Annotated in this window: 9 protein-coding genes; 7 read left to right on the forward strand and 2 right to left on the reverse strand. The window is 73.6% G+C overall.

Features of this window, described 5'->3' with window-relative positions:
• Positions 1-6: 6 nt before the first annotated feature.
• Positions 7-375, forward strand: coding sequence for a hypothetical protein (locus QE359_RS03895; RefSeq protein WP_309777714.1), 369 nt, complete (start codon positions 7-9; stop codon positions 373-375).
• 69 nt (positions 376-444) lie between these two features.
• Here the strand turns inward: QE359_RS03895 and QE359_RS03900 are convergent, their stop codons facing one another.
• Both QE359_RS03900 and QE359_RS03905 read right to left on the reverse strand, forming a co-directional pair.
• A complete protein-coding gene (locus QE359_RS03900) occupies positions 445-2,034 on the reverse strand; it encodes a GMC family oxidoreductase (RefSeq protein WP_309777715.1) in 1,590 nt (529 codons plus the stop codon).
• Positions 2,031-3,380, reverse strand: coding sequence for an alpha/beta fold hydrolase (locus QE359_RS03905; protein WP_309777716.1), 1,350 nt, complete (start codon positions 3,378-3,380; stop codon positions 2,031-2,033). The genes QE359_RS03900 and QE359_RS03905 overlap by 4 nt, the downstream gene beginning before the upstream one ends.
• A gap of 127 nt (positions 3,381-3,507) precedes the next feature.
• Between QE359_RS03905 and QE359_RS03910 the strand changes: the two genes are divergently transcribed.
• The 6 genes from QE359_RS03910 to QE359_RS03935 all read left to right on the forward strand — a co-directional run bounded on the left by QE359_RS03910 (position 3,508) and on the right by QE359_RS03935 (position 12,687).
• Positions 3,508-6,057, forward strand: a complete 2,550-nt coding sequence (locus tag QE359_RS03910; protein ID WP_309777717.1) for a carboxylate--amine ligase/circularly permuted type 2 ATP-grasp protein — start codon at positions 3,508-3,510, stop codon at positions 6,055-6,057.
• Positions 6,057-7,841, forward strand: coding sequence for an N-acetylglutaminylglutamine amidotransferase (locus QE359_RS03915; protein WP_070417418.1), 1,785 nt, complete (start codon positions 6,057-6,059; stop codon positions 7,839-7,841). Before QE359_RS03910 ends, QE359_RS03915 begins: the two co-directional genes overlap by 1 nt.
• A complete protein-coding gene (locus QE359_RS03920) occupies positions 7,838-9,769 on the forward strand; it encodes a prolyl oligopeptidase family serine peptidase (protein ID WP_309777718.1) in 1,932 nt (643 codons plus the stop codon). Before QE359_RS03915 ends, QE359_RS03920 begins: the two co-directional genes overlap by 4 nt.
• Before the next feature lie 86 nt (positions 9,770-9,855).
• The gene (locus QE359_RS03925; protein WP_309777719.1) at positions 9,856-10,770 is read left to right on the forward strand and encodes a GNAT family N-acetyltransferase; all 915 of its coding nucleotides are present in this window, start codon (positions 9,856-9,858) and stop codon (positions 10,768-10,770) included.
• 148 nt (positions 10,771-10,918) lie between these two features.
• Positions 10,919-11,920, forward strand: a complete 1,002-nt coding sequence (locus QE359_RS03930; RefSeq protein ID WP_309777720.1) for a matrixin family metalloprotease — start codon at positions 10,919-10,921, stop codon at positions 11,918-11,920.
• A gap of 50 nt (positions 11,921-11,970) precedes the next feature.
• The gene (locus tag QE359_RS03935) at positions 11,971-12,687 is read left to right on the forward strand and encodes a GntR family transcriptional regulator (protein WP_070417415.1); all 717 of its coding nucleotides are present in this window, start codon (positions 11,971-11,973) and stop codon (positions 12,685-12,687) included.
• The last annotated feature ends 126 nt before the right edge of the window (positions 12,688-12,813 follow it).

The following is a 12,813-nucleotide window of genomic DNA, read 5'->3' on the forward strand; positions in this document are numbered from 1 at the left end:
CGGGGGATGGACGTCATCGAGGTCGACGAGCGCGACAGTACCTGGGAGGACCCGCGCCCGCGCTTCCGCGTGTACGTCCAACGCCCCGACGGCGACGTGTTCGCAACGGAGACGACCGACCTGCTCGAGGCCGACGTCCTGCAGGTCGTCGACTGGGCCCAGCGCCGCGCCGCCGAGCACGAGGGCGCGCTCTGGTCGATCGCACTCGTCTCCGACGACCGGCGCGGGTTGCGCGGGCTCACCTGGCTCGTGGGTTCGGACGCGAACGACCCTCCGGAGGACGACCTCGACGTCGACCGCCGTGCGCGCATGCGTGCGCGGCGGGCGGATCCGGTCGTGGTGCCGGTCGAGGACCGGGCACCCGCCGACTCCTGACCGCCACCGATGACGGACGGGAGGCGCGGTGCGAGCCCGCACCGCGCCTCCCGTCCCTCGGCTCGCGCGTCAGGCGACGGCGGTCGCGGCCTGCTCGCGGTCGGCCGATGCGTCGTCGCGGAGCAGCCGGTCGGCGGTGCGGAGCGACAGCGCCATGATCGTCAGCGCCGGGTTCGCGATGAGGGAGCTCGGGAACACCGAGTTGTCCACGACCCACAGGTTCGGCACGTCCCACGACCGGCCGGCGGCGTCCACGACCGAGTTCCCCGCGTCGGTGCCCATCCGCGCCGTGCCGACGGTGTGCGCCGTGCGGTCGAGGACCCGGACGTCCGTGCCGCCCGCCGCCTCGACGATCGCGGTCATCGTGCGGACCGCGTGGCGGGTGATCGCTTCCTCGTTCGACCCGGGCGAGAACGTGACGCGGGCCTTCGGCACCCCGTTCGCGTCGACCTCGTCGGCGAGCACGAGCCGGTTGTCGTCGTACGGCAGGCACTCGGCGTTGATGCCGACGCCGGCCATGCGCGGGTAGTCCTGCAGCGCCCGGACGAGCGCGGCACCGCGGAGCCCACCGCCCCGCACGAGCGAGGTGGCGAGCGTCAGCGGCTGCACGCCGAGGCTCTGGATCAGGTAGCCGCCCGCGAAGTCCGCGTCGGCGGGGCGGACGAAGTCCTCGGTGATGATCGACGACGGGTACCCGCGGTAGGACCGCATCGACTCGTCGAAGGTCGCCCAGACCTGGGTGGCCCCGTGCGCGGTGAAGTTCCGGCCGACCTGGCCGCTGCTGTTCGCGATCCCGGTGTGCAGCAGCAGGCGCGGGGTCTCGATGCCACCCGCGGCGAGGACGAGCGTGCGGCAGCGCTGCCGGTGGTCGCGGCCGTCCTGGCGGTAGACGACGGCCTCGACCCGGCCCCTGGCGTCGAGCTCGATGCCGTGCACGAACGCCTCGGCGCGGATCTCCGCACCGAACGCGACGGCGGCGGGCAGGTAGGTGGTGTCCATCGACACCTTCGCCCCGTTCCGGCAGCCCTGGTGGCAGGAACCGCAGGACACGCAGGCCTGGCGGAGCCCGTGGTGCTCCTGGTGCCGGTCCTCGGTGGTGAGGCCGACGGGGGCGTCCGTGGCGGTGATGCCCACGGCGGCGGCACCCCGGATCATCATGTCCGACGAGGCGTTCCGCGGCGGCGGGCCCATGCGGTAGCGGCGCTCCGGGTCCCACGGGTAGTGCGCGGGTCCGGCGACGCCGACGTCGTGCTCGGCCTGCTCGATCCAGCGGGTGAGCTCGGCGTGGTCGATCGGCCAGTCCTCGCCCTGCCCGGAGTCGGTGCGGAGCCGGATGTCGTGCTGGTTCGGCCGCGGCGTGAACGCGCCCCAGTGCAGGGTCGAGCCGCCGACGCCGGTGCCGCTGTTGTTCGGGCCGAAGGCGGTCGGGGCGCTGCCGCCGCTGATCCGCTCGTCCATCCAGTTGATGTCCCCGGGCGCCTCGACCTCGTCGGGCGTGTACCGCTCCGGGTCGGTGTTCGGGCCGGCCTCGAGCGCGACGACGCTGAGGCCGCGGCGGGCGAGGGTGGCGAGCAGCGGTGCGCCGCCCGCGCCGGTCCCGACGACGACGACGTCGACGACCTCGTCCTCGCTGTGGTGGCGCTGGTGGTCGAGTCTCATCGTCCGGCTCCCGTCGGTTCCCATGCTTCGCGCTCGCCGGCTCCGAGGAGCAGGAAGCCCTGTTTGCGCAGCCCGTCGCCGCCGTTGGCGAAGCCGTCGTAGTCGATCGCGGCCATCGTCGCCGGGTGCGCCATCCACTGCTTGGCGAGGTCGACGCTGGCGTCCTCGAGCCACGCTCGCAGCTGCGAACCGTCGAGCGGACCCGTCGTCGGTGTGTGCTCGCCCGCGGTGACCGCGTCGAGCACCCCGGCGAGGTGCTCGTCGCCCTGCGCGGCCTCGCTGCGGAGTGCGTCGAGTCCGGCACGGTAGGCCTCGACGTCGGCGGGCAGGCCGTCCAGTCGCCAGCCGTCGCCGAGTTCGTCGGCCAGCTGGTCGTCGACGCGGAGCGCGAGGTCGAGGTGGCGGTCGCCCGGCTGCGGGACGACGGCGCGGGCCACGGCGCGCAACGTGTCGAGCTGCTCGCGGGTGAGGGCGCGCGGTTCGCGGTCCGGGGCGTCCGGGAGTGCTCGGACGGCGAGGATGCCGCGGGTCCGTGCGCTCACGCGGGGGGAGGCGATGACGCGGGCGGTCTCGGCGGGGACGAGCGGACCGTGGTCGACCCGACGGTGCCAGAAGTCGCGGATGCGGTCGGCGACGGCGTCGGGCTGCTCCCACGGCAGCAGGTGCGCGGCGTCCGGCACCGCGTCGAACTCGCCCGCGGTCCAGTGCGGCAGGTTCAGCGTCCGCTGGGCCTCGGGACCGAGGTCGCCGTCCTCGGCGCCGGCCAGCACCAGGGCGGGGACCGGGTTCGGCGGGAAGACGGTCGACCAGTCCTCGCGGCTGCCGCGGACGAGCCAGTCGGTCCACGCCTGCGGGACCGCGCGCTCGACGTCGTGCACGGCGATCGCGTGCGGCTCCGGGTCGAGGCGGGACGCGGTGTTGGCGTCGACGAACGCATCGGCCTCGTCGGGGCCGATCTCGCCGTCCGACGCCCAGTCGAGCATGGTCTGCCGGCGCTCCTCGTCCATCGGCTCGGGGGAGAGCGGCGACGCGGCGAGCAGCACCACGGCGCGCAGGCCGAACAGGCCGTTGCTGCCGTCGACGGTGCGCGAGGCGACGACGGACGCCACCTTCCCGCCCATCGAGTGCCCGATCAGCGCCCAGTCGGTCACGCCGCTCCGGCCGATCGCACGTTCGACGAGCACGACCATCTCCTCGACGGTGGTGCCGGTCGCGGCCGTGCTGGTGCCGAACCCGGGCAGGTCGATCCCGACCAGGTCGAGCGTCCCGGCGAGGCGGGACCGCAGCCCGACGAACTCCTCGGAACTCGATCCGAGGGCGTGCAGGCAGAACACGGTGGTGGGCATCCTTCGTTCCTACGTGCCGCGGCGCCGGCGCTCCCAGCGGGGTGTACCCCGTGCGGCATTGTTTCGAGCATGCGACGATCTGCCCTCGGGCGGGGCCTTCCACAAGGTGCGGCGATAGGTTCGGCCCATGAGTGCAGAGCTGACGCTCGGCGCCGAGGAAGAACTGCACCTCATCGACCTCGATTCCGGACGACTTTCCGCGAAGGCCCCGCGCCTTCTGCCCAAACTGCCCGCCGACCGGTTCGGCGCTGAACTCCAGCGCACGACCATCGAGACGAACACCCCCGTGGTGCGCACCCTCGACGACCTGCGCCGGGTGATCGTCGACCTGCGCAGCGAGCTGAGCGCCGCGATCGCCCCCGCCGGGGTCACGATCGCGGCTGCCGGCACCGCGCCGCGGTCGGAGTACGCCGACTTCGAGCTGACCTCCGGCGGGCGGTACGGCCGCATGCAGGAGCAGTACCGGATGCTCGTCGACGAACAGCTCATCTGCGGCCTGCAGGTGCACGTCGGCGTGAGCGACCGCGACCTGGCGGTGCAGATCGCCCAGCGGGTGGCCCCGGCGCTGCCGGTGCTGCTGGCGCTCAGTGCCTCGAGTCCGTTCTGGAACGGGCAGGACACCGGCTACTCGTCGTTCCGCAGCATCATCTGGCAGCGGTGGCCCTCGGCGGGCAGCTTCGGGCGCGTCAAGGACGCCGCCGAGTACGACGCGATGCTCGACGACCTCATCGCGTCCGGGGTGATCGCCGACAAGAAGATGGCGTACTTCGACGTGCGGCCCTCGTCGCACGCCCCGACGCTCGAGCTCCGGGTCTGCGACGCGACGCCGATCGTGGACGACGCCGTGCTCATCGCCGGGTTGTTCCGCGCCGCCGTGCGCAAGGCGGAGAAGGCGGTCGAGTCCGGTGCCGAGTGGCGACCGCGCAGCGAACCCCTGCACCGGGCGGCGATGTGGCAAGCCGCCCGGGGTGGCCTGACCGGCGAACTGCTCGGGCTCGGGCAGCACCCGGAGCGGCTGCCCGCCGAGATCGCCGTCCGCCAGCTCGTCTCCCGGCTGCGTCCGGAGCTCGAGGAGCTCGGCGACTGGGGCACGGTGGCCGGGCTCGTCGAGGACACCCTCGCCCGCGGCAACTCCACGGACCGGCAGCGCACCGCGTACGCCGAGCGCGGCGAGCTCGACGACGTCGTGGCCTCGGTCGTCGAGGACACCGCCGGGACGCCCTCCGGCCGCACCGAGCACCCGACCGTGACGCTGCCGTCGTACCGCGTCCGCGCCGGTGACGAGGCCGTCGGACCGGGAGCCCGGCCCCGCCCGGCCTTCCGCGACCTCGCGGTGTTCTTCGGCGGGTGGGACGCCGAGACCACCATCGACCGCTGCGCCGCCCGCGACACCTGGACCCGCGAGCACGAGGTCGGCTTCGTGGTCGACGGCGGCGTCCAGGCGTTCGGCTGCGACCTCGTCCCGCGGACCGTCAGCGCGTACGAGTGGCGCCAGCTCGCCGCCGGCCTCGGGCAGCGCGCCCGCGCGATCGAGCTGTTCCTCCGCGACGCGTACGGTCCCCGGCGGATCGTGGCGGACGGCGTGATGGACGAGCACCAGTTCGTCGGGGCCAACGGGTGGGACCCGGCTGCCGCCCGGCTGCCGCAGGACGCCGTCCGTGCGCCGGTGATGGGGTTCGACCTGGTCCGGAACGAGTTCGGCGGGTGGCGCGTGCTCGAGGACAACGTCCGGTCGCCCTCCGGCGTCGCGTACGGCATCGCGCTCCGCGAGCTGATGGACGAGGTGGTGCCGGACGCCCCGCGGCCGGTGCACCTGCTCGACCCGCACGGGGTGGTCGACCGCCTCCGCGACACGCTCCGCACGAACGCGACCGCCGTGACCGGCGAACCGGACCCGGTGATCGCGCTGATCAGCGACGGCCCCGCCGCCGGCGCGTGGTTCGAGCACCGCAGGCTGGCCGACGGGGCCGGGTTGCGCCTCCTGGCCGGCTCGGACCTGGGCGTCCGCGACGGACACGTCGTCGAGGCGCGGACGGGTGACGTGCTGCACGGGCTGTACCTGCGCATCGACCGCGACGTCAGCGCGCTCGCGGCGGAGCACGCACCGGACCTCGGCGCGCGCATCCTCGACGTCGCCGAGGCCGGGGGTGTGCACCTGGCGAACGCGCCGGGCAACGCGCTCGTCGACGACAAGGCGATGTACGTCACCGTGCCGGACCTCATCTGGTACTACCTCGACGAGAAGCCGCTGCTCGACTCGGTCCCCACGTACCGGACCAGCATCGAGGGCGAACGGCTCTCGGTGCTCGACCGCGTCGGCGAGCTCGTGACGAAGCCCGTCGACGGCGAGGGCGGTCGGGACGTCCTGATCGGTCCGAGCGCGAGCGCTCCCGAGGTCGCCGAGCGGCGCCGGGCGATCGCCGCGGACCCCGACCGCTGGGTCGGGCAGGAGGTCGTGCAGCTGTCGTCGCACCCGACCATCGGCCCGGCCGGCCTCGACCCCCGGCACGTCGACCTGCGTGCCTTCGTCTACGTCACGGGCACGGGGCCGGACGACACCCACCTCGCCGACGTCGCGCTCACGCGGGTGGCGCCGGAGGGGAGCATGGTCGTGAACTCCTCGCGCGGCGGCGGCGCCAAGGACACCTGGATCACCGGAACGGCAGGGGACAGCTGATGTGCGGACTCGCGGGAGAACTCCGGTTCGACGGGACGGCGCCGGACGTCGCGGCCGTGGCGCGGATGACGGGCTGCCTCGTGCACCGCGGCCCCGACGGCGACGGGCTGTGGGCACGCGGACCGGTCGCGCTCGGACACCGACGGCTGTCGATCGTCGACCTGTCCACCGCGGGCGCCCAGCCGATGGTGCACCCCCGTGCCGGACTGACCATCGCCTACAACGGCATGGTCTACAACTACCGACAGCTCCGCGACGAGCTGCGCGGCCGGGGCCACGAGTTCTTCTCGACCTCGGACACCGAGGTCATCCTCGCCGCCTACGCCGAGTGGGGCACCCGGTTCGTCGACCACCTGGTCGGGATGTTCGCGATCGCCATCTGGGAGCACGCCAGCGGCCGGCTCGTGCTCGCCCGCGACCGGCTCGGCATCAAGCCGCTCTACGTCGCCGAGGTCCCCGGCGGGGTGCGGTTCGCGAGCTCACTGCCCGCTGTCCTGGCCGGTGGTGGCGTCGACACGAGCATCGACCCGGTCGCCTTCGCGTCGTACATGACCTTCCACTCGATCGTCCCGGCGCCCCGCACGATCCTGTCCGGCGTCGGCAAGCTGCCGCCCGCGACCGTCCGGGTCATCGAGCGCGACGGGACCTCCCGGGACGAGACGTACTGGGAGCCCCGCTTCGAGCGCGACCCGGACAAGGCCGACTGGACCGACCAGGACTGGCAGGAGGCCTTCACCGCGAAGCTCCGCACCGCGGTCGAGCGCCGCATGGTCGCCGACGTCCCGGTCGGCGTGCTGCTCTCGGGCGGGATCGACTCCTCGCTGGTCGTGGCACTGCTCGCCGAGGCCGGGCAACAGGACCTCGCCACGTTCAGCATCGGCTTCGAGTCGGCCGGTGGCGAGTCCGGCGACGAGTTCGAGTACTCCGACGAGGTCGCGCGCCACTTCGGCACCGACCACCACCGCATCCGCATCCCCTCGTCGCGCCTGCTCGACGGCATCGACGGCGCGATCGGCGCGATGAGCGAGCCGATGGTCAGTCACGACTGCGTCGCCTTCTACCTGCTCTCGGAAGAGGTGTCGCAGCACGTCAAGGTCGTGCAGTCCGGGCAGGGTGCGGACGAGGTGCTCGGCGGCTACAGCTGGTACCCGCCGCTCGCGTCCGTCCCGCGGGACCAGGCCGCCGAGGTCTACCGCTCGGTGTTCATGGACCGCCGGTGGCCGGCACTCCAACCCCTGCTCGGGGAACGCTGGCGGAGCGACGACGACACGCCCTCGGCGTTCGTGGACGCCGCGTTCGCCGTGCCGGGCGCCGAGACCAGCGTCGACGCCGCGCTCCGCAGCGACACGATGACGATGCTCGTCGACGACCCGGTGAAGCGCGTCGACAACATGACGATGGCGTGGGGACTCGAGGCCCGCGTGCCGTTCCTCGACCACGAGTTCGTCGAGTTCGCCGGCGCGATCCCACCCGAGCTCAAGCTCGCGGACGGCGGCAAGGGCGTCATGAAGCGCGCGGCCCGCGGTATCGTCCCCGACGCCGTCATCGACCGGACGAAGGGGTACTTCCCGGTGCCGGCGATCCGGCAGCTCGAGGGTCCGTACCTCGAGCGCGTCCGGCAGGCGCTGCACGCCCCGGAGGCGCGGGAGCGCGGGCTCTTCGATCCGGGTACGGTCGAGCGGATGCTCCAGGACCCGAACAGCACGCGGACCGAGATCGGCGCGAACGCGCTCTGGCAGCTCGGTCTGATCGAGATGTGGCTGCAGCAGCAGGGGGTGCGGTGAGCGGGCCCGCCGTGCGGCCAGGAGGCGCGACCCACCTCGAGCCGTCGGCACGCGCCCGGCAGGCGGCCGACCTGGGCGAGCGCCTCGTCGCGGCCTGGGGATCGTGGGGGCCCACCATGACGCGGAACGCCCGCCGCGTCGCGTTCGTGAGCGACCGGCACGGCACCCCCGAGGTCTTCGTGCAGGACGTCGTCGTCGGCGACGAAGCACCCGAGCCCGTGCGGATCCGGCTGTCCGACGACCCCGTGATCCGGGTGACGTGGTCCTCCGACGGGGAGTGGCTCGCCGTGGCCATCGCGACCGACGGCGGCGTGAAGCAGCAGGTCTGGGTGGTCCGACCCGACGGCACCGACGCCGCGCAGATCGCCGGGTCGCGGTACCAGCACGCCGAACTCGGTCCGTGGAGCCGCAGCGGCCACCGGGTCGTCATCACCCTGCCGTCCACCGAGGCCGACCAGCCCGCCCGCTCGTACCTCGTCGACCCCGTCTCCGGCGACCGCGACGACCTCGCGGTGGGGGAGCTCATCCACATCCTCGACCTCAGCGTCGAGGAGCGCCTCGTCGTGCTCCGGGACGGGCAGCGCGGCCACGAGTTCGTCGTGGTCGTCGACCGGCTCACCGACGAGAGCCACGCGCTGCTCGCCGACTCGCCGGACGGCTCGGCGGAGATCGCCTTCCTCCGACCGGCACCCGCGAGCGAGACCAGTCCGCTCGTCGCCTACGTCGCCACCGAGGCCGGGCTGCCCCGCCGCGGGCTCGTCGCCCAGCCGGTCGGCCCGCACGGCTGGCGCGGTGCACCCCGGCGGATCACCGAGCGCGACGACGCCGAACTGGAGTACCTCGACGCCGACGACGCCGGCCGGACCCTGCTGCTCGTCTGGAACGTCGACGGCCGGAGCGAACTCGACCTCATCAACACGCACGATGCCTCGCGGACGCCCGTGCCGGACCTGCCCGGGTACGTCGTCACCGACCCGGTCCTCAGCCGCGACGGGCGCAGCGTGCTGCTCGCCGTCGAGGGACCCCTGCGGCCCCGGGAGCTCTGGCGCCTCGACACGAACGCGCTGACGTGGAGCCGGGTCACCGGCGTCCCCGGGCTGCCGGAGGTGCCGCTGGTCGAGCCGACGCTCGAGCGCTTCGCGGCGCGCGACGGACTGGAGATCACCGGCTGGCTGTACCGGGCGGTGGAGCCGGCCACGTCGTCGACCGGTGGTGGTCCCGAGGTCGGTGCCGTGCCTCCCGAGCCGCGCGCAGCGCTCGTCCACCTGCACGGCGGACCGGAGTCGCAGGAGCGACCCACCTTCTCACCGCAACACCAGGCACTCGCCGCCGCGGGCATCACCGTGTTCGCGCCGAACATCCGCGGGTCCAGCGGGTACGGGCGCGACTTCGTGCACGCGGACGACCTCGGGCTGCGCTGGAACGCGCTCGCCGACGTCGTGGACTGCGCGCGGTTCCTCGTGTCGAACGGGTACGCGGACCGCTCCCGCGTCGCCGTCGAGGGCCGCTCGTACGGCGGGTACGCGACGCTCGCTTCCCTGGCCTTCACCCCGGACGTCTTCGCGGCCGGGGTCGCCGTGTGCGGGATGAGCGACTTCGCGACCTTCTACCGGGACACCGAGCCGTGGATCGCCTCGGCGGCCGCGACGAAGTACGGGCACCCCGTGGACGACGCCGCGCTGCTCGACTCGCTGTCGCCGATGCGAGCGATCGACGACGTCACCGCGCCGCTGCTCGTCGTGCACGGCGAGCTCGACACCAACGTGCCGATCGGTGAGGCGCACCAGGTGGTCGAGGCGCTCACGGCGAGGTCGCACGACGTGGAGTACCTCGAGCTCGCGGGCGAGGGGCACGAGTACCGCCGGGCCACGTCGCGCGCGGAGCTCGTGCGGCGGATGGTGGCGTTCGTGGCGGCGCGGCTGGCGTAGCGCCTGGGCCGGCCGCGGGCGCCGGGTGCCGTGTCACGCGGTGCAACGATGTGCGGTCGGTGTCCCCGGCGTCGCAGGATGGACCCATGACGACCGATGCCCCGACGACTGACCTGACCCGACCCGGAGCGGTCGTCCTGACCACCGCGACGGACGTCGAGGCCGTCGTCGACCACGCCCGCAACACCTACGCCGCCGTCGTCGTCGCGGACACGGCCGGCTGGGAGGACGGGGACCGGCGTCGCCTCGAGGACCTCGGCTTCCGCGGCGGCGACCCCCGCGGCGCGGCGGTGCGGACGCTCGACCTCACGATCGCCGACGACGGCACCCCGACCCGGCTGCTCGACAACCCCGCGCTCGCGTCCCTGAACGGCGAGCACGCCCGGTTCGCCGAGCGTCGCGGCGACATCGCGCGGTACCTGCCCGACGTGTCGGTCTGGACCGGGATCCCGGAGCGACCGACTGCCGCGGACTGGGAGGACGTGCGCGCGCTCCTCGGACCCGGGGCCGTGGTCCGTGTCGGGACCTCGGCGACGGTCCCGGACGGCTGGCCCGCGGCCGAGGGCATGCGTGGGGTGCAGCTCACCGGCGAGGACGTCGAGGGGGAGGCCGACGCCGAAGCCGTGGAACTCACTCCCGACGACGTCCCTGAGATCCTCGAGCTCGTCGCCCGCACGAAGCCCGGGCCGTTCCTGCCCCGCACGATCGAGCTCGGGCGCTACGTCGGCATCCGGCGCGAGGGCCGCCTCGTCGCGATGGCCGGGGAGCGCCTGCACCCGCCGGGCTGGACCGAGATCAGCGCGGTGTGCACGGACGCCGCGTTCCGCGGGCAGGGGCTCGGACGGCGGCTGGTGCTCGACGTGGTGCACGGCATCCGGGCGCGGGACGAAGCACCGCTCCTGCACGCCGCCGCCGGCAACACCGGGGCGATCCGTCTGTACCAGCACCTCGGGTTCCGGCTGCGGGAGAGCGGGGCACTCCGGTTCGTGCAGGTGCCCTGATCGCGATCGTCGCGCGGGGTGCGCACGACCTCGGTCGTCGTGCACGGCCAGTTCGGGGGGTTGACCGCACCGCAGCCCGTTCCGCACACTGACTGCGCCCGGCAGGGGGCTGCCGGTACAGGGGACCAGGAGGGTCGACAACGTGCGGATGTCCACCGTGACCGCAGGGGCGGTCGTGCTCGGGATCGTGCTCGCCGCGGTCGTCACCACGTCGGTCGGTGTGCCGCGAGCCGAGGCGGCACCGTCCTGCCGCGGGGACCGGATCACCGTCGCCGCGCTGTCGTCGGGGTGTGCCGTGTCGTCCGGCACGGTCGTGCTGCCGGACGGTCGGCAGTTCCGGGTGCCGCCGGTCGGGACGACGGTCTCCGCGATGCCGGTCGGCGCCGCGGGCAGTGCCGACGACGAGGACGTGTCGGTGACGAACACCGGCCGCGCGGGCGTCGCGGTCCTCGTGCACGACCAGTGGTCCGGGGCGCCGGCAGCCATCCGTCAGGAGCGTGCCGCCCTCGCGCACCGGACGCTCCCGGGCGGTTCCGGACTCCGGGCCACGGGCGCCGCGTCGTCGTCGACGGCGGCCACGGGCGGGACGTCCAGCTGCTCCGCGAGGGCGTACACGAAGCTCGGGTTCCGCTGGGCAGACACCGTCGAGTGGAGTTACAACCCCAACAACCAGAAGGTGTCCGGCGCAGCAGCCATCGGCGCCGGTGCGGACGCCTGGACCGGGACCACGTCGGCGTGCGGTCGGACGGTGAAGTCGACGGCAGCCGACACGCCCCTCGGCAGCCGGAAGCGCGCGATGGGCGTCACCGCCACGGGTGGCTGCGGCGCGTCCGACGGCTCGAACATGGTCGGGTGGGGATCGCTGCGCTCCGGGACCCTCGCGGTGACCTGCGTCTGGTCGCGCTCGGGCGTCGCGGTCGAGGCCGACCAGCGGTACTCGACGTCGGTCGACTGGTCCGCCGCGTCGACCTGCTCGGGGAAGCGCTTCGACCTGCGCGGGGTCGCCACGCACGAGTGGGGGCACGCGTACGGCCTCGGCCACACCGCGGCGACGAGCGGCCTCGTGATGAAGCCCGCGTCGACGACGTGCGAGACCGCCCAGCGGACCCTCGGCCTCGGCGACCTGATCGGCATCGACGCGCTCTACTGATCCGGACCGGGGCGAGGCGCTCGTGATCCTGGATTCTCTAGGATCGATGCATGTCGACCACGATGCCGGGCTTCGGGACCGAGCGCATCACCCAGCTCGGGCTGCGCGACCGCGTCTACGACCGAGTGCTCGAGGTCCTGATGGGGCACGACGTCGAACCGGGCATGCGCCTGTCGATCGACGGACTGGCCCGCTCCCTCGGGGTCTCGCCGACCCCGGTGCGCGAGGCGCTCGTGCAGCTCGAACGCACCGGGCTCGTCACGCGTGAGGCCAACAAGGGGTACCGGGTGTCCCCGCCGCTCGCCGGCGACCAGCTCGAGGCCCTCTTCGACGCCCGGCTCATCGTGGAGTCGGGGGCCGTCGAGCTGGCTGCACGCGGCGACGTCCCCGCCCTGCGGTCACGGTTGGCGACGGCGCTCGCCGAGCAGGCGGCCGTGGCCGAGGAGATCGCCGCGATCGGTGCGGGTGCGGCGTCCGAGGAGCTGATGGCGCGGTTCTTCCGGGCCGACTGGCAGTTCCACCAGGTCGTCTTCGACGCGACGCGCAACCCGTTCCTCGAGGAGATGTCCGAGATCATCACGACCCGCGTCCACCGGATGCGGCAGATCGTCGAGGGTGGTGGCGACGACACCGACCGTGCCGTGCAGGAACACCGCGCCGTGCTCGACGCACTGGCCGAGGACCCCGCATCGGCGGTCGCGGCGATGCGGCACCACATCGACGCCGTACGGCTGCGGTCGCGAGCGGACGCGTCGCACACCGCCTGATCCGGGTGGAGCGGACGCCCGTCCCGAGGTTCGGGTCAACGGGACGGGCGTCCTGATCCTCCGTGCCCGCCCTCCTTCGGAGCCCCCCGGACGAGGGGTTTGGTCCGATCGGTTGCGAATCTCCGA

It is taken from the genome of Curtobacterium sp. SORGH_AS_0776 (assembly GCF_031453355.1).
Lineage (GTDB): Bacteria > Actinomycetota > Actinomycetes > Actinomycetales > Microbacteriaceae > Curtobacterium.